This window comes from Microvirga sp. 2YAF29 (genome assembly GCF_052114605.1).
Lineage (GTDB): Bacteria > Pseudomonadota > Alphaproteobacteria > Rhizobiales > Beijerinckiaceae > Microvirga.
This window is the reverse complement of the sequence record NZ_JBFRFB010000004.1, coordinates 278,215-300,294: the sequence shown is the minus strand read 5'-3', so window position 1 is coordinate 300,294 and position 22,080 is coordinate 278,215. Positions and strand designations below refer to the sequence as shown.

24 protein-coding genes and 2 tRNA genes are annotated in these 22,080 nt (G+C 60.5%); 14 read left to right on the top strand and 12 right to left on the bottom strand.

From position 1 onward, the window contains the following. Positions 1–57: 57 nt before the first annotated feature. The 3 genes from AB4Y85_RS07765 to AB4Y85_RS07755 all read left to right on the top strand — a co-directional run bounded on the left by AB4Y85_RS07765 (position 58) and on the right by AB4Y85_RS07755 (position 3,023). Positions 58–978: a hypothetical protein gene (locus tag AB4Y85_RS07765; protein WP_441984296.1), complete on the top strand. Its 921-nt coding sequence runs from the start codon at positions 58–60 to the stop codon at positions 976–978. A gap of 202 nt (positions 979–1,180) precedes the next feature. Then, complete coding sequence (locus AB4Y85_RS07760; protein ID WP_441984295.1) at positions 1,181–1,678, top strand: GAF domain-containing protein; 498 nt, start codon at positions 1,181–1,183, stop codon at positions 1,676–1,678. A 43-nt stretch (positions 1,679–1,721) separates the two neighbouring features. After that, positions 1,722–3,023 (top strand): NAD(P)/FAD-dependent oxidoreductase, encoded by a 1,302-nt coding sequence (locus AB4Y85_RS07755; RefSeq protein WP_441984294.1) that lies wholly within the window; start codon positions 1,722–1,724, stop codon positions 3,021–3,023. On the opposite strand, the gene AB4Y85_RS07750 is transcribed toward AB4Y85_RS07755, so the two are convergent. The 3 genes from AB4Y85_RS07750 to hemA all read right to left on the bottom strand — a co-directional run bounded on the left by AB4Y85_RS07750 (position 3,014) and on the right by hemA (position 6,593). Further along, entirely contained in the window at positions 3,014–4,432 is a 1,419-nt protein-coding gene (locus tag AB4Y85_RS07750; protein WP_441984293.1) for a M10 family metallopeptidase, read from the bottom strand. The genes AB4Y85_RS07755 and AB4Y85_RS07750 overlap by 10 nt on opposite strands. Before the next feature lie 794 nt (positions 4,433–5,226). Further along, positions 5,227–5,301 (bottom strand) — tRNA-Thr (locus tag AB4Y85_RS07745). A gap of 65 nt (positions 5,302–5,366) precedes the next feature. Then, positions 5,367–6,593 (bottom strand): 5-aminolevulinate synthase, encoded by a 1,227-nt coding sequence (gene hemA, locus AB4Y85_RS07740; RefSeq protein WP_441984342.1) that lies wholly within the window; start codon positions 6,591–6,593, stop codon positions 5,367–5,369. A 382-nt stretch (positions 6,594–6,975) separates the two neighbouring features. Here hemA and murA point away from each other — a divergent pair, with 382 nt between their 5' ends. Then, complete coding sequence (murA, locus tag AB4Y85_RS07735; protein WP_441984292.1) at positions 6,976–8,265, top strand: UDP-N-acetylglucosamine 1-carboxyvinyltransferase; 1,290 nt, start codon at positions 6,976–6,978, stop codon at positions 8,263–8,265. Positions 8,266–8,354: 89 nt separating this feature from the next. Here murA and AB4Y85_RS07730 read toward each other — a convergent pair whose 3' ends face one another. Continuing rightward, positions 8,355–8,744, bottom strand: coding sequence for a hypothetical protein (locus AB4Y85_RS07730; RefSeq protein ID WP_441984291.1), 390 nt, complete (start codon positions 8,742–8,744; stop codon positions 8,355–8,357). Between the two features lie 127 nt (positions 8,745–8,871). Between AB4Y85_RS07730 and AB4Y85_RS07725 the strand changes: the two genes are divergently transcribed. The 4 genes from AB4Y85_RS07725 to AB4Y85_RS07710 are packed head-to-tail and all read left to right on the top strand — an operon-like array spanning position 8,872 to position 11,588. Continuing rightward, complete coding sequence (locus tag AB4Y85_RS07725; protein WP_441984290.1) at positions 8,872–9,309, top strand: DUF2948 family protein; 438 nt, start codon at positions 8,872–8,874, stop codon at positions 9,307–9,309. Next, entirely contained in the window at positions 9,309–10,601 is a 1,293-nt protein-coding gene (gene hisD, locus AB4Y85_RS07720; protein ID WP_441984289.1) for a histidinol dehydrogenase, read from the top strand. Before AB4Y85_RS07725 ends, hisD begins: the two co-directional genes overlap by 1 nt. An 18-nt stretch (positions 10,602–10,619) precedes the next feature. Then, entirely contained in the window at positions 10,620–11,105 is a 486-nt protein-coding gene (locus AB4Y85_RS07715) for a UPF0262 family protein (RefSeq protein WP_441984288.1), read from the top strand. A 3-nt stretch (positions 11,106–11,108) separates the two neighbouring features. Continuing rightward, positions 11,109–11,588 (top strand): arsenate-mycothiol transferase ArsC, encoded by a 480-nt coding sequence (locus AB4Y85_RS07710; protein WP_441984287.1) that lies wholly within the window; start codon positions 11,109–11,111, stop codon positions 11,586–11,588. On the opposite strand, the gene AB4Y85_RS07705 is transcribed toward AB4Y85_RS07710, so the two are convergent. The 3 genes from AB4Y85_RS07705 to AB4Y85_RS07695 form a co-directional block, all read right to left on the bottom strand. Next, the gene (locus AB4Y85_RS07705; protein ID WP_441984286.1) at positions 11,553–11,876 is read right to left on the bottom strand and encodes an AzlD family protein; all 324 of its coding nucleotides are present in this window, start codon (positions 11,874–11,876) and stop codon (positions 11,553–11,555) included. The two genes, AB4Y85_RS07710 and AB4Y85_RS07705, sit on opposite strands and share 36 nt — an antisense overlap. Further along, positions 11,873–12,574 carry an AzlC family ABC transporter permease gene (locus AB4Y85_RS07700; RefSeq protein WP_441984285.1) on the bottom strand — a complete coding sequence of 234 codons (702 nt, stop codon included), beginning with the start codon at positions 12,572–12,574 and terminating at the stop codon, positions 11,873–11,875. The genes AB4Y85_RS07705 and AB4Y85_RS07700 overlap by 4 nt, the downstream gene beginning before the upstream one ends. A 134-nt stretch (positions 12,575–12,708) precedes the next feature. Beyond that, on the bottom strand, positions 12,709–13,377 hold the full coding sequence (locus tag AB4Y85_RS07695) for a TerC family protein (RefSeq protein WP_441984284.1): 669 nt from the start codon (positions 13,375–13,377) through the stop codon (positions 12,709–12,711). A gap of 478 nt (positions 13,378–13,855) precedes the next feature. Here AB4Y85_RS07695 and AB4Y85_RS07690 point away from each other — a divergent pair, with 478 nt between their 5' ends. The 4 genes from AB4Y85_RS07690 to AB4Y85_RS07675 all read left to right on the top strand — a co-directional run bounded on the left by AB4Y85_RS07690 (position 13,856) and on the right by AB4Y85_RS07675 (position 17,260). Beyond that, positions 13,856–14,524, top strand: a complete 669-nt coding sequence (locus tag AB4Y85_RS07690; protein ID WP_441984283.1) for a tripartite tricarboxylate transporter TctB family protein — start codon at positions 13,856–13,858, stop codon at positions 14,522–14,524. Beyond that, positions 14,524–16,026, top strand: coding sequence for a tripartite tricarboxylate transporter permease (locus AB4Y85_RS07685; protein ID WP_441984282.1), 1,503 nt, complete (start codon positions 14,524–14,526; stop codon positions 16,024–16,026). The genes AB4Y85_RS07690 and AB4Y85_RS07685 overlap by 1 nt, the downstream gene beginning before the upstream one ends. 60 nt (positions 16,027–16,086) lie before the next feature. After that, positions 16,087–17,061 carry a tripartite tricarboxylate transporter substrate-binding protein gene (locus AB4Y85_RS07680; RefSeq protein ID WP_441984281.1) on the top strand — a complete coding sequence of 325 codons (975 nt, stop codon included), beginning with the start codon at positions 16,087–16,089 and terminating at the stop codon, positions 17,059–17,061. Positions 17,062–17,183: 122 nt separating this feature from the next. Further along, positions 17,184–17,260, top strand: a tRNA-His gene (locus AB4Y85_RS07675). A gap of 170 nt (positions 17,261–17,430) precedes the next feature. Here AB4Y85_RS07675 and AB4Y85_RS07670 read toward each other — a convergent pair. The 3 genes from AB4Y85_RS07670 to AB4Y85_RS07660 form a co-directional block, all read right to left on the bottom strand. Further along, complete coding sequence (locus AB4Y85_RS07670) at positions 17,431–18,204, bottom strand: type I restriction-modification enzyme R subunit C-terminal domain-containing protein (protein WP_441984280.1); 774 nt, start codon at positions 18,202–18,204, stop codon at positions 17,431–17,433. 87 nt (positions 18,205–18,291) lie between these two features. Then, a complete protein-coding gene (locus AB4Y85_RS07665; RefSeq protein WP_441984341.1) occupies positions 18,292–19,698 on the bottom strand; it encodes a DEAD/DEAH box helicase family protein in 1,407 nt (468 codons plus the stop codon). A 166-nt stretch (positions 19,699–19,864) separates the two neighbouring features. Then, complete coding sequence (locus AB4Y85_RS07660) at positions 19,865–20,452, bottom strand: UvrD-helicase domain-containing protein (protein ID WP_441984340.1); 588 nt, start codon at positions 20,450–20,452, stop codon at positions 19,865–19,867. Between the two features lie 137 nt (positions 20,453–20,589). Here AB4Y85_RS07660 and AB4Y85_RS07655 point away from each other — a divergent pair, with 137 nt between their 5' ends. Both AB4Y85_RS07655 and AB4Y85_RS07650 read left to right on the top strand, forming a co-directional pair. Further along, a complete protein-coding gene (locus tag AB4Y85_RS07655; RefSeq protein WP_441984279.1) occupies positions 20,590–20,850 on the top strand; it encodes a hypothetical protein in 261 nt (86 codons plus the stop codon). A gap of 3 nt (positions 20,851–20,853) precedes the next feature. After that, the gene (locus AB4Y85_RS07650) at positions 20,854–21,219 is read left to right on the top strand and encodes an OB-fold nucleic acid binding domain-containing protein (RefSeq protein WP_441984278.1); all 366 of its coding nucleotides are present in this window, start codon (positions 20,854–20,856) and stop codon (positions 21,217–21,219) included. Between the two features lie 114 nt (positions 21,220–21,333). Here AB4Y85_RS07650 and AB4Y85_RS07645 read toward each other — a convergent pair whose 3' ends face one another. Both AB4Y85_RS07645 and AB4Y85_RS07640 read right to left on the bottom strand, forming a co-directional pair. Next, positions 21,334–21,663: a hypothetical protein gene (locus AB4Y85_RS07645; RefSeq protein WP_441984277.1), complete on the bottom strand. Its 330-nt coding sequence runs from the start codon at positions 21,661–21,663 to the stop codon at positions 21,334–21,336. A gap of 159 nt (positions 21,664–21,822) precedes the next feature. Beyond that, on the bottom strand, positions 21,823–22,065 hold the full coding sequence (locus AB4Y85_RS07640) for a hypothetical protein (protein WP_441984276.1): 243 nt from the start codon (positions 22,063–22,065) through the stop codon (positions 21,823–21,825). Between the last annotated feature and the right edge of the window lie 15 nt (positions 22,066–22,080).

The window sequence follows — 22,080 nt, the reverse complement described above, 5'->3', positions numbered from 1 at the left end:
AAAAGTTTTGCCCGGATTAGTGATCGCCGGTGCAGCAAATTTATTCGGGGGACTTTGATGAGCGCTAAGGTATTAACTGGTCTGATCTTTTCCCTGCTACTGGGGACGGGGCCCGTTCATTCCGCGGAATTGAAGCCCTATCAGAAGGACGCTCTCGAGCAACTGGAAGAAACCCACGGTAATATGTGGCCCATGCTCAAGCCGCATTTCGAGGGCGTGATCCGGAAATCCTCCGAAGAGGAAGTTAAAGCTCTCGTCAAGGCGGTCACCGAAACAAAGGGTAATGACGGCGCTCCTGGCGGTTCTAAAGCTCCTGCTCCTGCCGATTCCAATGAAGAGGAAACAGCAGACTCTGACGCTCCAGACGCTTGGGAAATGGCCGAGGCAGCCCGCGAGGATCTCAAGATGCAGATCGATAAGCCTTACGAGGCCTTTATCGCGCACGTTGCAAAACTAGACATCGCGCGACGCATGATCAGCGATCAGTCTCGCGACGGAATCTACAATGCCGAAAAGAGTTTTCGCCTGAACGGGGTGACCGACGCCTTCCGGAACAGCAAGTTCATCAGCAGCAAATCCATCGCTGATGGATTGGAAGAGGTTCGCTTGGTACGGGAAAAGCTGGTGGCCAGTAAGAAATACTACAAGGTCAGTCTCCCCACGGGAAATCCGCCTGACAACACAAACGCCATCCGCAGCATCGTCTCCGATGCGACTGCACGGATTACGACTCTCAACAACCAGTACGGCAAGATTGCCGCCACTTTGCAAAAGCAGATGAATGTGAGCTATGTCGATCAGATCAACAAGCTTCTGGCCGAGCGGGAGCGGCACAACAAATCGCTGAGTGCAGAGGTGGCTAAGATCGTGGCCGATATGAACACCAAGATTGCCGAGCAAGACATTGCCCTGTTCAACTGGATGATCAAACCTCTGAAAGAAGCGCAGCCGCAAGCAGGGCCATCCGCGAAACCATAAAGCCGACGCTGTTCTCACCCATCGGTCGCATTGCAGCGGGCTAGTGCTTTCTGGACCCTTAGTCGTGGCCTGCAGGCCTGAAGCCTATCACGACTTCGAGGACTCCTTTCTTGGGTAAGGAGCCTTTTTTCATGCGGCAAGGTTGCTCAAGCTCTGCCTCTCCCCTCTGGACAAGCGGACATAGGGCCCATAAGTGAATCTCATGTTCGAGGCAAAACCGCTCCCGCAGACCGACAGCAAACGCGACTTGTATGCGTCGCTGGCCCAGCAAATGGCCGCCCTTCTGGATGGCGAGCCGGATGCAATCGCCAACGCGGCCAACATGTCGGCGTTGATCTATCAGTTCCTGCCCGATCTCAACTGGGCTGGATTCTATTTCATGCGCGGGCCCGAGCTCGTGCTGGGGCCTTTCCAGGGTAAAGCAGCCTGCGTGCGCATTGCCGTCGGCCGAGGCGTGTGCGGTACGGCCGTGGAGCGGCGGGAATCCATCGTGGTACCGGACGTTCATGCTTTCCCGGGCCACATCGCCTGCGACAGCGCCTCTCGGTCCGAACTCGTGGTGCCGTTGATCCGGGATGGGCGGGTTCTCGGCGTGCTCGATCTCGACAGTCCCAATCCCAACCGGTTCGACGATGAAGACCGCGAGGGCTGCGAGAAACTGGTGCAGATCTATCTCGACGCATGCGAGCTATCCTTCTGAGGCCGGACAGGAGCAATCTCGTGACCGTTGCCGAAGTCACCGCATGACCGCTCCGTCTTCCTCCGGCTACATCGACACCTATTACCGGCGCACGCTGACCTCGTCCGAGGATTATCCTCGCGCGACAGGACACATCGAGGCCGATATCTGCATCGTCGGCGGCGGGCTTGCCGGTCTGACGGCTGCCCTCAAACTTGCGCGGCTCGGGCGTTCCGTCGTTTTGCTCGAGGAGAACCGTATTGCCTGGGGCGCATCGGGCCGCAATGGCGGCTTCGTGGCGGCCGGCTATGCAACGGGGCTCGACAGCATTGCCCGTCATGTCGGTCAGCATCAAGCGCACGAGCTCTACAGGCTTTCCATGGAAGGCGTGGAGATCATGCGGACACATATCGACATGCTGGGGATACGCGAGGCATCGCCTGTTTCCGGCATCGCCAAGGCCTTGCGCTATCACTCCGGTGGTGCGCTGAAAGCTTCATCCGAGAAGCAACGGCGCGATTTTGGGATGCAACTCCGATACCTGAAACGTGATGAGGTGAGGGCGCTGTACAACTCGCCCAAATACCAAGAGGCAGTGCTGGACGAAGATGCCTTCCACTTTCACCCTCTGAACTATGCGCGGGCGCTCGCGCGCGAGGCTGCAAAGCAAGGCTCATCCATCTATGAACAGTCCGCCGCCGTCTCGGCGGAACTGGACGGGGCTCGCAAACGGATTCGAACGAAAGAAGCGATGATCGAAGCCGGGCAAGTACTGTTTGCGACGGGCGGTTATACCGGCCGTGTCGTGCCGGCTTTGCGCCGGGCCTTCCTGCCCATCTCAACTTACGTTCTGCTTACGGAAGAAGCTCCCGATCTGGTTCGCGATGCAATTCGCACCGATGCGGCCATTCTCGACGACAGAAGGGCAGGGGATTATTACCGCGTCGTCGATGAGGGAAGGCGGATCCTTTGGGGTGGGCGGATCACCACGCGCGTCGGCGATCCCCGCAACATCGCGACCCTGCTCCAGCGCGAGATGGTGACGACCTATCCGCAACTGGAACCGCTGAAGGTGGAGGTCGGCTGGTCGGGGCTGATGTCCTATGCCCGCCATCTGATGCCGCAGATCGGGCAGCTGCAACCGGGCGTCTGGTATTGCACGGCGTTCGGTGGGCACGGGATGAACACGACTGCCATCGGCGGAACGATCATCGCGGAGGGCATGGCCGGGGAGAGCGACCGCTATCGTCTTTTCGCGCCTTTCGGTCTATCCTGGAATGGCGGAATCCTCGGAAAGGCTGCGGCGCAGCTCACCTACTGGGCCTATCAGGCAACCGACGCGATCCGCGAGTTCGGTCAGAGATAGAAGTCGGTCCGCACGAGCCGCGAAATACCGGCTAGGACGATCTCAAGATCAGCGATGCCGTCTCCATTTACGTCTCCGGCCACAATGCCGCCTGCAAACCTCAACTCGCCCGCCCTGTCGCCGAACGCATTCTGCCCGATGAATATGAACGCCTGATTGCCGCTCTGACTGACATCGGCATCGATCCTGCGCAGATCGATGTGATCGATCCCACTCAGAAAATCGCGGATAACATCTTTCTCCGCGCCGTAGGAATCGCTGGTGCTCCTGAACACGAAAGTGTCCGCGTCTTTGCCGCCGATGAGCACATCCGCTCCACCCTGTCCGAACAGCTTGTCGTTCCCGCTTCCGCCATAGAGCTTGTCGTTGCCACCACGTCCGTAAAGTGTGTCGTTGCCCGAGCCGCTCTGCAGGATATTCGCCGCAGCGTTGCCCTTGATGACATCGCGTCCCGAACCGCCGATGGCCTTCTCGATAAAGGAGCGTGGGTCATCGTTGTAAAGAAGGGCATTGGCAATGTTGCCGGCCGCGATTTTCCGGCCGCCTTCCTCGAGATTCGCGCGCTGCGCAACCGAGGCTTTTGTCCAGGCGCCTGGATTAAGGTCGATGGAAAGCGCGGTCGCGTAACGCGAGAAATCGTAAGTGTCGACGCCGTTGCCGTCCCACACCGACTGGAAGATCCGGTTCCCTCCGGGCTTCCCCTGAGAGTGCCCATTGATGAGCATTTCGCCTGTCGCCGGCAGCCAGGCGTAGGTGGTGTTACCGCTATTCGTCGCGTAGTTCGCGCCGTACATGTGCTGGATGGCGGCGATGTCGTACATCATCAGGGATTGCGGATAACTCAGTTCCTCGTTGACATATCCCTTGCTGACTGAGGCTCCTGCATATGAGCGATAGCTCATCACCGTGTATTCCAATGAGTCGCGAGCCCACGGCATGATGCTCAAGCCTTCATGCGGGTGCTCGAGGCCGAGCGCGTGTCCCGTCTCGTGGACGATGGTCATGAAGGCATAGGTGCCTTTGATGGGATCGTCGTATTTCCGGCCCGCCTTATTGAGCCAGACATCGCCACCGAAGTCGAAGGAAGAGGGGGAATAGGCCCATGCCGTATAGGGCTCATTCGACAGGGCATAGCGCAACTCCGCATGCTGTGAGCCCGTTTCAGTAACCCTCTGGAAGGTAAGGTTGCTGACTGACGTATAAAGCTTCAAAGCTGCGAATGCCGCGGCTTTGTGGTCCGTATTGAAGGCGCCAAACCCATTCGCGGGCTCCTCACCATAAAAGGCGCCGTATTGGCTCGCGGATGTAGGAAAGCTGTAGGTCAGCCTGTTCGTCGCCCATTTCACGTCGCTGAGGAGCGCATCGACATAGGCGCTGCCGGAACGGCTGAGTGTCGAAGTGTCGGGCATGGGCGTTATCTCTACACGTGTTTCTTCGAGCCGCTCAGAGTATTGCAGACCTGGCGTGAAGAGTGTGTGAGCATGGGCCGCGATGATGCGAGCAATCCCGTAGTGTTCGCCACCAGGCGGCACTACTCATAACTCGCTGTAAGTCTTACATTGCCCCAAAGCTCAGGCGCCTTCAGCGGCCTGCTCTCATTGTGTTTTGTTTGGTCGTTACTTGATGGGTAAAGGAAAACATTTTTCCTTACAGAGGACAAAACGTCGCTTTCGCAGGACATCATTCTCGACTGAGAGCACCTTGGATAGCGGCACGGGCCTCAATACTCTCAAGGGTGGTGCGGGCAGAGCATCTCCCGGTCAACGATGGCAGTCTCGCCCAGCGAAAGAGCTTTGACACTATCGCCGACTTTCAATGTGAAGCGTGATTTCGTCTTGCTCGACAACAGCATGTTCAGGAAGCTGGATCGGGACCCTACGCGAAGACTGCCGTGCATCGCCAAAGTGTCGAAGAACATGACAGTGACGCATCACGACATCTTCGTCGTGTAAGCCGAGCATCAACGACCAGAACCGATCTCCTCGGACCCGGGCCGGGGAGATCCATGTCGATTGTGTCGGCGCAGGAGTTAGTCGATGAGCGCGCCTGACTTCGGCTCATTGCGAAGACGTGCCAGAGAACAAAGGGCGCCACGCACCGCAGGCGACTATCGCCTGCAAGTCTGATTTTTATTGTCTTGAAAGGGTGGTCGCCGACGTGATGAACGGTCGGCCCGGCCTCATGCATTCATGAGGAAGTTCGATGGTGCTGCCAGAGAGGATCGAACTCTCGACCTCTCCCTTACCAAGGGAGTGCTCTACCACTGAGCTACGGCAGCGCGCCAACGAAGAGGGCCGCTTACTGCCACAGCGCGGCCCCATGCGCAAGCTTGAAAAATTATCTTTATTCGGCGGCCTGCACTTTCGGCTCGAGAGGAAGCCTCAAAGCGGTCCAAACTTCCACAAGCGCGGCCCCCAGGACATTGATATGGGCGTCCGAATGGAAGGGGCCGGGTGTGATGCGCAGGCGCTCCGTGCCGCGGGCAACGGTGGGGTAGTTGATCGGCTGGATGTAGATGCCGTGCTTCTCCAGCAGGCGGTCCGAGGCGGCCTTGCAGGCCTCCGCATCCCCCACCATCACCGGAACGATGTGAGTCACCGTGTCCATGACCGGCAGGCCGAGGCCGCTCAGCACCTGCTTGGTCTTGGCCACCTGGCGCTGCTGCTTCTGCCGCTCGGCCGAGGAGTTCTTCAGGTAGCGGATCGAGGCTGTCGCCGCCGCCGCCACAGCCGGGGGGAGGGCCGTGGTGAAGATGAAGCCGTTCGCGAAGCTGCGCACGGCATCGATGACGGCTCTGGTACCGGTCAGATAGCCGCCCATGACGCCGAAGGCCTTGCCCAGGGTGCCCTCGATCACGTCGAGCCGGTGCATGGCGCCGTCCCGCTCGGCGATGCCGCCGCCACGGGGGCCGTACATGCCCACCGCATGGACCTCGTCGATATAGGTCATGGCGTTATAGCGCTCGGCCAGGTCGCAGATCGCGTGGATGGGGGAGATATCCCCGTCCATGGAATAGACGCTCTCAAAAACGATCAGCTTGGGCCGGTCGCCCGCCGCTTTCAGCAGCTCTTCCAGGTGATCGAGGTCGTTGTGGCGGAAAACAACCTTGTCGCAGCCGGAGTGCCGCACACCTTCGATCATCGAATTGTGGTTGAGCGCGTCCGACAGGATCAGGCAGTTGGGAATGAGCTTGGCCAGGGTGGCGATGCCGGTCTGATTCGAGACATAGCCTGAGGTGAAGACGAGGGCCGCCTCCTTGCCATGGAGATCGGCAAGTTCGGCCTCCAGCTCCACAATGGGGTGGCTGGTGCCGGAAATGTTGCGGGTGCCGCCGGCGCCGGTGCCGAGCCGCCAGGCGGCCTCCACCATGGCGCGGGTCACGTCACGGTTCTGGCCCATGCCGAGATAATCGTTGGAGCACCACACGGTGATAGGCCTGGGTCCCTCGGGGCTGTGCCAGAGGGCCTGGGGGAACTGGCCCGCCTTGCGTTCGATATCGGCGAAAACGCGGTAGCGGCGCTCGCTCTGGAGGCGGTCGAGGGCTGACGTAAAGAAGCTCTGATAATCCATCATCTCACCGGGTGGGCAATGTATGCCCGGGGATTGTGCATTGATTATGCCAGACGACATTGATCCCGGTCAAAGCCCGGAACCCTGATATTGCGGTTGAGACCCGCTTGCGAAGCCTCTATTTGATGAAGGCGACGATGGGTCGCGTGAACCATGACTGACGTGAAATCGCAAGCAAAAGCTGACCGGCTCAAGGCCGCTTTGAAGGAAAACCTGAAAAAGCGTAAGGCTCAGGCCCGAGGCCGACAGGCGGCCAAGGCCGTTCCGGGCCCTTCCGATGACGAAAACGGGTCTCCTGAGCGCGACAAGCCGTCCGACTAGCCTATAAAGCTCAAGACGCGCATAAGCTTAAGCTCGCTGAAAGCACAAGGAAAAACGAATAATGGATCGCATTCGCATCAGGGGCGGCGCGCCTCTCAACGGGTTGATTCCGATCTCCGGCGCCAAGAATGCGGCCCTGCCCCTCATGATCGCGAGCCTGCTCACAGAAGATACGCTGGAACTCGGCAATGTGCCGAGGCTCGCGGATATTTCCTCGCTTCTGCGGATCATGAGCAATTTTGGTGTGGATCATTCCATCGCCGGCCGCCGTCCGGGCCAGTCCACCGAGACCGGGCAGACGATCCGCCTGTCGGCCAAGAACATCATCGATACCAGCGCGCCCTATGAACTGGTCTCGACCATGCGCGCCAGCTTCTGGGTCATCGCGCCGCTTCTCGCCCGCTTCGGCCATGCGAAGGTGTCCATGCCCGGCGGCTGCGCCATCGGCACCCGCCCGGTGGACCTGCTGATCATGGCGCTGGCTAAGCTGGGCGCTGCCATTGAGATAGACGCAGGCTATGTTGTTGCGAGTGCCCCCAAGGGCCTCCAGGGCGCCGAGATCGATTTTTCGAAGGTAACGGTCGGCGGCACCCATGTGGCGCTCATGGCGGCGACGCTCGCCAACGGCACCTCCGTGATCCGCAACGCCGCCCGCGAGCCGGAAGTGGTGGATCTCGCCGAATGCCTCATCAAGATGGGCGCCAAGATCCAGGGTCACGGCACCTCCGAGATCGTGGTGGAGGGCGTCGCCAAGCTCAACGGTGCATCCCATGACGTGATGCCCGACCGCATCGAGACCGGCACCTACGCTATGGCGGTCGCCATGACAGGTGGCGATCTGGTGCTGGAGAATACCCGTCCCGAGTATCTCCAGGCAGCCCTCGACGTTCTGGCTCAGGCCGGCGCCGAGGTCTCCTCGACCCATAGCGGTATCCGTGTCCGCCGCAACGGCAACGGCATCCAGGCGGTCGATATCACGACCGACCCGTTCCCCGGCTTCCCGACCGACCTGCAGGCGCAGTTCATGGCTCTCATGACCCGCGCCAGCGGCACGTCCCGCATCCGCGAGACCATCTTCGAGAACCGCTTCATGCACGTGCAGGAGCTGGCGCGCCTGGGCGCCCAGATCCGCCTCGACGGCGACAGCGCCTATGTGGACGGCGTGCCGGGCCTGAAAGGGGCCCCGGTCATGGCGACCGACCTCCGCGCCTCGGTGTCGCTCGTGATCGCCGGCCTCGTGGCCGATGGCGAAACCACCATCAACCGTGTCTATCACCTCGATCGCGGCTTCGAGGCGCTGGAGGCGAAGCTCGCCCGCTGCGGTGCCGAGATCGAGCGCCTGCGGGGCTGAAGTATCGGCCCCCAAAGTGGACACCACTTTTGGGGTCTCATTGATGCATTTCTTAAAAGAAGCGGAGGCCTTGGCCTCCGCTTCTTGCATTATCGCTGAATATTGCCGCGCTTGACCCCGAAGCCCGGGATTTCGCAGGTGCAATTGGCGCCGTTCGACATGGTTTGCGGGTACTGGCAGCTGCCGCGCGAGGTCACGCAGATGCTGCCGCCCTGGGCCCGGCGCTGCCGGTCACCACGAGGCTGCGCATAGCGATAGTCTTGGCGATACTCCTCGCGATAGCCCCGCCGGGGCTCATAGCCGTATCGGGACTCGGGCCTGTATCCGTAATCGGGCCGGCGCTCGTAATAGCGTGGGGCCGGCTCGCGCTCGACCCATTCTTCCTCATAAGGCTGCGAATAGGGATTGCCGTAATACTGCGCCGCAGCGGGCGCGGTGAGGGTGAGAGCCGCCATGGCGGCGAGCAATAGGCGTTTCATCGACCGTTCCTTTATGAGGTCAAGCATCATGGCCATTGAAAGATGAACCGAGCCTGAGCCGAAAGGTTGCGCAGGGCCGGGGTGCTCTCTACCTAAAGCTTAAAGTTCAACAATAGGTTGGCAGACCATGGATCTCCTGAGACTCGTTGCGTTCGACCCCGAAGATCTGGCCGTCATCTCGGCCCACCTGCAGGATTCGCTCCTGCGGCTCGGCGATATCGCCTATCTTCCCAAGGAACGCCGCTTCGCCATCCAGGTGCGCCGGTACGATTGGGAGGCGGCAACGCCCCAGCGCCGGCTTACCTGCATGCATTTCGAGAACGTCACGGGCGTGCGCGTCCGCGGCATCGACCAGACCAGCAAGGATGCTGTTCTTAACCTTCTCGCCATTACGTTCGAGGAGCACGATGCCCCATCGGGCACAGCCACCTTGATCTTTGCCGAAGGCGGAGCCATCCAAGTGGATCTGGAGTGCGTCGAGATGCAGATGAAAGACACAGGCCCCGTCTGGGCCGCCGAGAGCCGCCCGTTGCATGAGGAGCAGCAGCAGGCGGAGCGCCTGTGATGGTGCAAAGGCTCGATGCGCGGGACGCCTCGTTCCCGCTTGCCTTCGCCGCCCTCCTGTCGGCGAAGCGCGAGGTGTCCGAGGATGTGGACCAAGTCGTCCGCGCCATCATCGAGGATGTGGTGGCGAAGGGCGACGAGGCCCTGATCGACTACACCTACCGGTTCGACGGGCTGGCCCTTCAGCCCGAGACCCTGCGCATCTCCGATGCGGAGATCGACGCGGCGGAAGCCCAGTGCTCCAAGGAAGCCTTGGAAGCGCTGGCACTCGCGAAGGAGCGCATCGAAGTCTATCATCGTGCGCAGCGCCCGCAGGATTCCATGACGACCGATGCGCTCGGCGTCACGCTGGGCTGGCGCTGGACCGCGATTGAATCCGTCGGGCTCTATGTGCCGGGCGGACGTGCAAGCTATCCCTCGTCCGTTCTCATGAATGCCGTGCCTGCGAAGGTCGCCGGTGTCCCCCGCATTGCGATGGTAGTGCCGACGCCGCGTGGAGAGACCAATCCGCTCGTGCTCGCCGCCGCGCGTCTTGCCGGGGTGGATGAAGTCTTCCGCATCGGCGGCGCCCAGGCCGTCGCGGCCCTGGCCTATGGCACCCATGCGGTGCAGCCGGTGGCGAAGATCGTGGGCCCCGGCAATGCCTATGTGGCTGCCGCCAAGCGCCGGGTGTTCGGCCAGGTCGGCATCGACATGATCGCCGGCCCCTCCGAGGTGCTAATCCTCGCAGATTCCCATGCCAATCCGGACTGGATCGCCGCCGATCTTCTGGCGCAGGCCGAGCACGATCCCGCAGCCCAGTCGATCCTCATCACGGACAGCGCCTCCCTCGCCGATGCGGTCGAGCAGGCGGTTGAGCGCCAGCTCAAGACCTTGCCGAAGGCCGAGATCGCTCGGGCGAGCTGGCAGGATTACGGCGCCATCATCCTGATCGACACGCTCGAAAACGCGATTCCCCTCGTGGACCGGCTGGCGCCGGAACATCTCGAGATCGAGACGGAGAAAGCCGAGGAATTGGCGGCCAAAGTGCGCAATGCAGGTGCGATCTTCCTCGGCAGCCACACGCCCGAAGCTATCGGCGATTATGTGGGCGGTCCGAACCACGTGCTGCCTACGGCCCGCTCGGCTCGCTTCTCATCCGGTTTGGGCGTACTTGACTTCATGAAGCGAACCTCGATCCTGAAATGCGATCCGGGCTCCTTGAGGGCGCTCGGCCCCGCAGCCATCGCTCTTGGGCGGTCCGAGGGGTTGGAGGGTCACGCGCGATCGATCGCGATCCGCCTGAACCTGTAAGGATTGAGTGGAGAGGGGATGTCGAGCGAAGGGAAAGAGCGGTGCCGGCTGGTCGCAGTCACCCTCGACGAGGCATCCATCGGCCGTGGCAACCCCGATCAGGAGCATGAGCGGGCGATTGCCATCTACGACATCATCGAGGAGAATAGCTTCGCGCTGCCGAACTATGACGGCGGCCCCTATGCCTTGCGCATCTCCCTCATCGAGAAGAAGCTCTGCCTCGAGGTGACGGCGCGGGATGGTGCGCCTCTTATCTCGCATCATCTGTCGCTCACGCCGTTTCGCAAGGCGATCCGTGAATACGAGATGATCTGCGACAGCTATTACCAGGCCATCCGCTCAGCATCGCCTGCGCAGATCGAGGCCATCGATATGGGGCGCAGAGGGTTGCACAACGAGGCCGCCGAGCTTCTGCGCGAGCGCCTCGACGGCAAGATCGTCGTCGATTTCGATACCGCGCGCCGTCTGTTCACGCTCATCTTCGCGCTGCACTGGAGGGGCTGACGCTTGGACGCGGCCCCGAAGAAAATCCACTCCGTTCTGTTCGTCTGTGCGATGAATGCGGTGCGCTCCCCCATGGCGGAGGCTATCGCCCGGCATTACTTCGGCAAGTCGATCTATGTGCAGTCCGCAGGCGTGCGCAAAGGCGAAACCGATGGATTTATGACGACCGCCTTGTCCGAGATCGGCATAGACGGTTCCAAGCACAAGCCGCGCACGCTGGAAGAGCTCGAAGAGTGGGAAGGACTGAACTTCGACCTCATCATCTCGCTGTCGCCCGAGGCTCATCACGCGGCGCTCGAATTGACACGGACCATCGCGGCCGATGTGGAATATTGGCCGACACCCGATCCGACGATCACGCAGGGCTCGCGCGAGCAGATGCTCGATGCCTATCGCAACATTCGCGATGGCCTGACATACCGCATCCGCATGCGGCTCAAGCAGGGATCACAGAAGGGCCCTGATGGCGGAGAGGGCGCCTAGGCCCGTCAGCAGCCCGAGAAGATCGATCCGCGTGATCGCCATCACGGTGATGGCCGCCGTCACGCCGATGATCGCGGGTAACCCATTGTCGATCACGACCGGCAGGATCGTCGCGAGAATGATGGAACCCGGCAGGGCGCGAAGGCCCCGCTCGACCCTAGGCGTGATCCGCACGCGGCTCATGAGCACCACTCCGCCGATACGGCACAGGAAGGTGATGAGTGCCATGCCCGCGATGGCGATAGCGGTGCCCCAGGGCGTGGCGATGAACGCGCTCAATCCGCTCATTCGATCAGCATCCCTGCAATGACGCCCGCGAGCGCGCCGGCGATGATGAAGAGATAGCCCGGCACGAGGGCGTGCACGATGAGCGAGACGAGGCCGGCAATGAGCCAGGGCAGGGCGACGCGCGGACCTTTCCAGAGCGGTACGAGCATGACGCCGAAGAAAATCGGCATGACGAGATCGAGACCGAAGCGCTGCGGCTCCGGCACAAGTCCGCCCGCGAGGTATCCGACAAATGTCGCGATGAGCCAGACGATCCAGAGGACGACGCCCGAGCCCAACAGCACGCCGACATCGCGGCCACCCTCGTTGTGATATCGCGTGGACACGATCCATCCCGCTTCCGTAATGAGGAAGAGATTGAGGGCGCTTCGGGGAAGGGGTTCGTAGCGCAGCCACGGTTGGAGCGTCGCGCCGAGCAGGATCATCCGGGAGTTGACGACGGCAGTGACGGTCATGACCGTAAGGATTGTCGAGGGCGACCAGACCTCCTGCCAGATTTCCATCGCCACCATCTGCGACGCGCCGGCATAGACGAAGGCCGTCAGGCTCATGGCTTCGGCTAGCGACAGGCCCTTCTGGGCCGCGGCGGTGCCGAAGGCTGCCGCGAACATGATGAACCCGGGAAAAGCCGGCAGCGAAGCGCGGGCGCCGTACTTGAAGCCGAGGTAGGAAAAATAGGGGCGGGGCAAGGAGGACATGCGGGAAAATTCTCTGCCTCTCCTCAACTCTTCCGTCAATCGCGAAAGTCTGAGAAATGCGGCATGACAAAGAAAAGGGCCGGCTCCACTTTCGTAGGGCCGGCCCTGAACGCCTTAAGTGACGAGAGGCTTGCTTAGCCCGCCACGCCATTCATCAAGGGATAGATCTCCATGAAGCCCTCGTAGATCATCTTGAGAGACACGTAGAGAATGATCGCCAGGCCCACATAGGCGATCCAGCGGTAGCGCTGGAGCAGGCGGGCTATGTAGGACGCGGCAAGACCCATCAATGCGATGGAGAGCAGCAGGCCGAAAGCCAGGATGTAGGGATGCTCGCGAGCAGCACCCGCGACCGCAAGCACGTTGTCCAGGGACATCGACACGTCCGCGATGACGATCTGCCAGGCGGCTTGCGAGAAGGTCTTGCGAGGAGCGCCGCCGGCAATGGTGCCGTCCTGGTTCAGGTCCTTGCCTTCGAGCGCCTCTTCAGCGGCCTCTTCCTCAGCATGGGTGGTGCGCAGCTCGCGCCACATCTTCCAGCAGACCCACAGGAGCAGCACGCCACCGGCGAGCAGCAGGCCTACGATCGCCAGAAGCTGGGTCGTGACCAGGGCGAAGATGATACGAAGGACAGTGGCGGCAAGAACGCCGAGCAGGATGGCCTTGTTGCGCTGTTCCTTGGGCAGGCCTGCGGCGGCGAGGCCGATGACGATGGCATTGTCGCCGGCCAGTGCGAGATCGATGCCCACCACCATCAGGAAGGCGACAACCTCAGGGCCGAAAAAGTTGGAGAGTTCAAACATGTGATGCCTCAGTTGTCGGGTCGAGGGCAGCACATGCAATACGCTCAAGAAGACACTTGTCCGGCATCACGGGCCCGGACTCCGTTTTAAGTCCGGCGAGGCCTTCAGATGCGGGCAAACGTCTTCTCGAACGAATCCAGGGGCCGCCCTGGTCTTCATCCAGTCCGACATCGCCGCTCCTTGAAGGAGCGACCAGAGGGGCCCGGCCTGGCTACGGGGGATCATCTAGACAACCTGAAGCAACGGATCAAGTGAGCATTGTTGCTGAATAGGTCAGCTCGGTCCTGGAGTTACTGTCCTATAGTCGAATAGACGGTTCGTCGCAGCCTATTCACAGATGACGCCCCTGGCTGCCTGGAGGAGGGTTTGTTGAGAACTTCGGCTCCCCTGGAGCGGCGGCTTGATCCAAACCCGGCCTTAGGCACATATCGGTCTGAATGAACTCAGGCGCTTGAAAGCGCTCTTCGGGAGGTCGTCCATGTCCAATCCTCACGAACGCCTTGCGCCAGCGGGGCGCCACGGACCGGTTCGCGCACCGCAAAGCGTTGCAGGAGGCCTCCTTCTCATCGCTCTGGCCGCCCTGGCCCTGTGGCTGACGCGCGATCTGGACCAGGGCACCCTGAATTCCATGGGGCCCGCCATGCTGCCGCGCTGGCTTGCGGTCGGCGTCGGCCTTTCCGGCCTGACCCTTCTCGTCACCGGCCTCACGAAGGATGGCGACCCTCTCGAAGGATGGAGCCTGCGCGGCCCCTTCTTCATCATCGTGGCGATCCTGGCCTTCGCCGTCACGATCCGCCCCTTCTCGTTTGGAAGCCTCACGATCCCCGGCCTCGGCCTCGTGGTGGCAGGGCCGCTCGCCATCATCATCGGCGGCTTCGCGACGCCTGAGGCGCGCCTGCGCGATCTGGTGCTGCTCTCGTTGAGTCTCACGCCTTTCTGCATGCTGCTTTTCGGTGATCTGCTGAACCTGCCGATCCCGATCTTCCCGCAGCAGCTCACGAGCCTTTTCCCGAGCGACTGGTCGCAGAAGGCGGTCATGCGGGCCACCGCCGCCATCCTCGTGGCAGGGGCCGTCGTCGTGTTTTTCGCAACGCGCGGGCGTCGGACAACGGCCATTGATGTCGCCGATCACAGCGGGAGAATTTGATGGGTGATCTTTTCTCCAACCTAGCCCTCGGCTTTTCCGTCGCGCTGACGTTTCAGAACCTCGGCTTGGCCTTTCTCGGTTGCCTCGTCGGCACTCTGATTGGCGTTCTGCCGGGCGTTGGCCCCATCGCGACCATCGCGATGCTTTTGCCCATCACCTTCGGCCTCGATCCGACAGGCGCGCTGATCATGCTCGCCGGCATCTATTACGGCGCCCAATACGGCGGCTCGACCACGGCGATCCTCGTCAACATCCCCGGCGAGGCGACATCGGTCGTCACTGCACTCGACGGCCACCAGATGGCACGTCAGGGCCGCGCCGGCGTGGCGCTCGGTATTGCGGCCATCGGCTCGTTCTTCGCCGGCACCGTGGCGACGCTCGTGATCGCGGCGCTCGGTGCACCGCTCACCAAGCTTGCGCTCATCTTCGGGCCGACCGAATATTTCTCCCTCATGGTGATGGGCCTCGTCTTTGCGGTCGTGCTGGCGCGCGGCTCGATCCTGAAGGCGATCGCGATGATCCTCCTCGGCGTGCTTCTCTCGACTGTCGGTCTCGATCTCGAGACGGGCGAGGAGCGCATGACCTTCGGTCTCGCCTTCCTGTCCGACGGCATCGATTTCGCCGTGCTCGCCATGGGCATCTTCGGCATCGCCGAGGTCATGCGCAATCTCGATCACACCGAGCATCGCGACGTGGTGCGCCAAGCCATCGGCCGCCTCCTGCCGAACAGGGACGACTTCAAGCAATCCTACAAGCCGGTTCTGCGCGGCACGTTCATCGGCGCGATCCTCGGCATCCTGCCGGGCAACGGCGCGGTGCTCGGCCCGTTCGCGTCCTACACGCTCGAGAAGAAGATCGCCAAGGATCCGCGCCGCTTTGGCCGTGGCGCCATCGAGGGCGTGGCAGGACCTGAATCCGCCAACAATGCCGGCGCGCAGACCTCGTTCATTCCGCTGCTCACGCTGGGCATTCCGCCGAATGCGGTCATGGCGCTCATGGTCGGCGCCATGACCATTCACGGCATCATTCCCGGTCCGCAGGTGATGACCAAGAACCCGAACCTGTTCTGGGGCATGATCGCCTCCATGTGGGTCGGCAATCTCATGCTGCTCATCATCAACCTGCCGCTGGTGGGCATGTGGGTGCGCCTCCTGAAGGTGCCTTACCGTCTGCTGTTCCCGGCCATCCTGATGTTCTGCTGCATCGGCATCTACTCCATCAACTCGCTGCCGACGGACGTGATGTTCATCGCGCTCTTCGGCTTCGTCGGCTACACGCTGATGAAGCTCGGCTTCGAACCCGCTCCCATGCTGCTCGGCTTCGTGCTCGGCAAGCTGATGGAAGAGAACCTGCGGCGCGCCCTCATCCTGTCGCGCGGCTCGATGGAGACCTTCATCGAGCGTCCTGTCAGCGCCGTTCTGCTCGCGGTTGCCGCGATCCTGCTCATCGTTGCGCTCTTGCCCTCCATACGAAAGGGGAGGGACGAGGTGTTTACCGAATAGCTTGCCTTCAGCCTCATCATGACCAAATGTAAGGCGATAACTTTCCTAGGGAGGAAGACAATGAAGAAAGTCGCACTGGCCCTCGCCGCGGTCGCGGGCCTCGCCGCCACCAGCGCTCAGGCTCAGAATTATCCGACCCGTCCGATCACGATGATCGTACCCTTCGCAGCCGGCGGCCCGACCGATGTTGTGGCCCGTATCGTCACGGACAACATGTCCCGCACGCTCGGCCAGCAGATCGTGATCGAGAACGTGGCAGGCGCCGGCGGCACCACGGGCATCACCCGCGCCTCGCAATCGCAGCCGGATGGCTACACCATCATGATGGGCCACATGGGCACCCACGGCGCCGCGCCAGCCCTCTATCCGAACCTGAAATACGATCCGGCGAAGGATTTCGCGCCCATCGGCCTCGCCGCTGGCACGCCGATCGTGATCGTGGCGAAGAAGGACTTTCCGGCCAATGATCTGAAGGGCTTCCTCGAGTACATGAAGGCCAATGGCGAGAAGGTGAACATGGCCCATGCGGGCGTGGGCTCGGTCTCGCACTCGACCGGCATCTTCTTCAACTCGGTCATCAAGGCGAAGCCCACCATGGTCGCCTATCGCGGCACGGGCCCGGCGCTGAACGACCTCATGGCCAACACGGTCGATTACATGACCGACCAGATCGTCAACGTCGCTCCGCAGATCCAAGGCGGAAACATCAAGGCCTTCGCCATCGCGACGCCTGAGCGCTCGCCCGTTCTGCCGAACGTGCCGACCACCAAGGAAGCCGGCCTCGAGGGCTACGAAGTCAGCGCCTGGAATGCAGTCTTCGCACCCAAGGGCACTCCTCCGGATGTGGTCAAGAAGCTCAGCGACGCCTTGGCCAAGTCCCTCGACGACGAGAACACCAAGAAGCGCCTCCTGGAGCTTGGCGGCGTGATCCCGAGCGCCTCCGAGCGCACGCCGGAAGCCCTCCAGAAGCTCGTGGAAAGCGAAGTGGCCCGCTGGACCCCGGTCCTCAAAGCCGCCGGCGCCACCGCCGAGTAAGCTTTTTCAAGCCTAACCCTTTGAAACGGCGGGCCCTTTGGTCCGCCGTTGTCTTTTCAGGGCCTGCGAGCGCAAAGAAGCCTTGAAATTGATCGCCGGCGCGATTACACCCTGCCTCACGTGCAGCCGTAGCTCAGTTGGTTAGAGCACCAGATTGTGGATCTGGGGGTCCCCCGTTCAAGCCGGGGCGGCTGTACCATTTAAATTCAATGACTTAACTCTCGCAGGTTCGAGGGCTGCTTACCAGAAAGACGCTCTGGTAAGCGCGTGGTAAGCAAGCTTACTCAATTGCTTCATGCAGCGCGCAGAATTTCTTGTCGCCATCAAGCCTAGAGATTCGGTTAGCTTCCGATTGACCTCTCGCAGGCCTCAGGCTGTGGCACGACGGCGTACATCCTCTAGGATAGAGATTACCTGAGTGACATCGCCCTCAGCAAAGATGCCGGCAACGCCGAGATCGTCGAGGTCAGTGAAGGGGCTTTCGTAGAGAAGTCGTGGGTCCATCGCGCCACGTTCGGTAAGATGGTCAATGACCATGTTGAGGAACTCAATCTGATCTGCGGAAAAGTTCTTGCCTGCGAGAAATGTTTCAAATGCCCGCTTGGCTGCGTCTCGCTCCAATCCGACGAGTGAACGCACGAATAAGCCCAAACCGCCGTCGGTCTGGAGTTGCTCGATCTCGGCCGGGGCTGCGACACCGGCATCGAGGAGCATGCGTTCCAACTCGGTCAAGTCAGTTGCCGCCAACGGTTCATTCCGGCGTAGCTTTAGGATCGCGATGTGACTCTCGTTGGCACGCACGAAATGACGGGCCTTGATTCGGAAGCGGTCCATGTCCGTGCCAACGGTTATGCCCTCGAGTTCGATCGTTGTGCCTGCCCTGATCTCATCTTCGAAATCCCTATAGACGATAGGCCGACGCTTCAGCTCAATGAGCTTGACTAAGTCGCGGAGACGACGGCGGACGCCTTCTAGAATCGGAACTGTAATATCCTGCCAAAACTCATCCGCCTTAATGTCGAGGATCAGCGGTAGCTCCTGCGCCACCATGGGGACGTTCGAAAGCTCTTCGAGCAAGCTGGCGATCTGCGAAATCTTGTTCCGCAGACCTTCAAAGACCTTTTCCATGGCGTAAGGCCGCAAGCTGGATCTTGAGGATGAGCAGGTCGAACTGCTTGGCCTCCATATCCTCGTCCACCAAGCTCGACGGGAGACCGGCGACGTTGTCGATTAGCTCCGTGCGTTCATCAAGACCCAGCTTCCCCAAACCTCGCCCTGCGCGTATTTTTCTACCAGCCGTCGCTTGGGACGCACGAGGAAATTGTCTAGGCTCATGCCTTCAACCTCTTCTCGCAGGCGTTTCGCCAAATCCTCGCGCAACAGGCTGTACTGCGCTTCCAGATCAACGCTGGAGCCGGGCTCACCCAGATTGGCTATGGGTGTGGGCAAGTGTGTGTAGCCGCTTGGCAGAGATTGAGGCGTCTTGCGGTTTACTAGACCGTCTAGCTCTCCGATAAGTTCCATGCGCGACGCAAAGAGGCACTTGGAGAGTGAATCTCCAAGAGAGCCCTCGGCCAGAGCAGGGTTCTGATTAAAGAACTCGAAATTCTGGCAATAGTCGAAGACGTAGAAGAATTCCTTGTGCTGTCCTGGTCCAAGCAGGTTCGGGCACAGGCACGTGCCGCGCCCGATCATCTGCCAGAACTTGGTCTTTGAGCGCACGATCTTGAAAAAAACGAGGTTGACGACTTCCGGCACGTCGATGCCGGTGTCGAGCATGTCGACCGAGACCGCGATATGCGGCGCCTTGTGGGCTTGGCTGAAATCGTCAATCAGCGACTGAGCGTACTCGGTCTTGAAGTCGATCACGCGGGCAAACGACCCCTTCAAGTGTGGGTAATTCTCATCGAATCTGGAGGCAATGAACTGCGCATGATCGTGGTTTTTGGCGAAGATGATCGTTTTTGCGATGCGTTCGCCATCCGCCACCTTGAGGCCATGGGTCATGAGGTGCTCAAGCACCTTGTCGACCGTATCCTTGTTGAATAGCCATTTGTGGACGGCTGCAGCCTCAACCCGGCCTGGTACGGTGCCTTCCTCATCCCACTCGATCGCGTCCCAGGCGTCCTTCTCCTCGTCGGCGAGGTCGTCATAGGAGATGCCCTCCCACTGAAACTTGAGCGGCACGGAGACAGCTTTCGGCGGTACGAGAAAGCCGTCCTGCACGGCCTCATCAAGAGTATAAGCATCGGTCGGTACGCCACGCTGCAGATTGAACAGGCGATAGGTGTCGCGATCAATCTCGTCCTTAGGCGTCGCCGTAAGACCGACCAGAAGGCTGTCAAAATAATCGAAGATCGCTCCGTACTTACGATATACGGACCGGTGAGCCTCATCGATAACGATGAGGTCGAAGTGGCCGGGGCCGAAACGACGCTTGCCGTCCCGCGCCTCGTCGATCAGGCCCATCATTATCGGATAGGTTGAGACATAGACCCGCCCGGTCGCTTCCTTGTCCGTGACGAGGTTCACGGGAGAGGCGGCAGGCAGGAATGTCTTGAAGGCGTTTACTGATTGGTTCACCAGTGCTACGCGGTCGGCCAAGAACAGGATGCGCCGCGCCCAGTTCGCCTTCATCAGAAGATCAGCGAGAGCAATGGAAATGCTCGATGTAAACGCCGCTTTTCTTAAGCCGGAAATCCGGGCAGTAGATCCGCCGACCCGTGTCAGGAAGCTTGTGTTCGTAGTCCGGCTCGTACTCATACTCGATCCCGCTTTCGAAGTGCCAGTTCGCGATCATCAGCTATTCAAAGCTCTTCACTTTCTCACCCTGCAGGGTCCGGAGGTCTGCCTTTTCGATAAAGGTGTAATACTCGTGCTTCTGTTCGAAGTCCCACTCGCTTTTCTCTTCGAGGTGCGTGTAAGAAAACCAACGGATGATCGCCCGCGAGACATCGGAGTCTGTTGCAACGAGTGCTCTCAAGATGTCCTTGATCAGCGCTAGAAATGCCTTGTCATCCGTCGCGTGCGCGGCTAGCGCCGGCTTGGTGCCTTCGACAGCTCCGATGATGTCATAAGCCAAAGCATGGAAGGTTCGAGCCTCGAGTGGCTCGCCGCAACGTTCCTCAATGCGCTCGGACATCTCTCGCGCCGCATCCCGAGCGAAAGCCAGCAATAGGATCTGGTCGGGCTTTTGGATGCCGGCCTTCACCAGATATCCCGCCTTCGCCGTGATGACACTTGTCTTTCCAGAGCCAGCACCGGCCAGCACAAGTGTTGCATCCTCATCCGCAACGATCGATAGCTGCTGTTCTGGTGTGAGCGGATTCTTCTCGAAGGTATCGAAGAAGCTTTCCCACCGGGCAAGCTCCTCTGTCTCAAAACGAGCAATCGCCTGATCTCGCCGACGGTTGGGGTTGTGGACGAAACTCCGGATCTTCCGGATTTGCTCGTGATTAGTCTCTCCAATTGCTTCCGTTGGAAGTTTTGGGAACAGGGTTGTCTCAAGCGAGCGTGATTCCTCAAGAATTGGCGAAAGAACACAAGCGGCCGGATAACGGTCGGCTCGCCAAGTTTACGCCCCTCCCTCTGTTTGCCGCTGCCGATGAGCRGGAAGAGCAGATAAACCCTGAAGCCGTTGAGCCTCACGTCTCGCTCACGCCGCTGACGGAGGGTGGCGAGGTCGTTGCGGATTATCGCTCACAGGGTCTGACCTTGCGCCAGCATCCGGTCACCTTCCTCCGGGGTGATCTGGAGCGGCGGGGCATCATTCGTGCTGCCGAACTCTAGCATGTGAGGAACAACCAGATTGTGACGGTCGCGGGGCTCATTCTCGTGCGCCAGAAGCCAGGATCGGCCAAGGGGGTTACGTTCATGACCATCGAAGACGAAACCGATGTTGCCAATCTTGTGATTTGGCCGTCGCTCTTCGAGCAGCAGCGCCGCTTAATTCTCTCTGCAGGTATGCTTGCCTGCCGAGGAAGGGTGCAGAAACAGGGACTGGTAATCCATGTCGTGGCCGATGGGTTCGCAGACTTGTCCGGCCTTCTCAGGTCAGTAGGATCGCGGGGTGGGGCATTACCTACGACAGGCAACATGCCCAACCGCTCTCTCGTACCAGATCAGGCGATCACAGTGAAAACGAGAGATTTCCGATAAAAGGCCAAGGCACGATTGCTAATTGAGCAAAAGGGAGAACTCGCCGGAACCCGGTTAGCAAGAGGTGTCTATTCTAGTTGACCATCCCTACACTGTGTCTGCCGTTGCTGGACATCATTTAGACTGTGCGAGTTCCTTCAGCGCCCGGTTGCGGCTGAGCAGAGCGTCGACCTTCGCCTTCTCAGAAGCGGATAGGTCGATAAAGGACAGTTCCGGAAGCAACAGCGTCATAGCGGCTTGGCCCACCGCATTCTTGGTCTCGTTGGCACTTCTCTCGCCCGCAGCTGCCACGATCTGGCGTTCGTTGGCAGCAAGTTCCTGAGACAAAGCTGCGCAATCCAATCCGGTTTCGGTTGCACTGAGTTCATGCGTGCCCTGACTGACGCATCCACCCAGGGACAGAGTCAGTACGATGATAAACAGAGGTTTGGCTGACTTAGACAACGAAGAGGTCCCTGTAGGTGATCGTGAGGTTCGTGAGGAGAGTGGCGATCTGGATCTGAACGGATGAGCCCATACCGAGCTTCATACCCACCTATCTGGGGGGTGGCCCACCCGGCTGACCGAGCGAGAAGACCACGCCCTGAGGATTTGAATGCAAAGTTACTGCTTTGAGCTTCCGTCGGGATAGAGTACGCCATCAGCGATGGCTTTCCGCCTGATGGCCTCGATCTTGGCGAGCTCTGCTTGAGGGTTCGGAGCCGGGTTTTGGGCCTGCCAAGCCTTCAGGTTCGCATTGACCTCAGCTTTGTAGACGGGGCCTACGGCCATGGCGCTGATACCGGTGGGATCAGCGCCCGTAGCGGCTGCGATGCCGAGAGCTGTCGACGCCGGTCCTGGCGCCAAGCGCGAGAGGCCAAA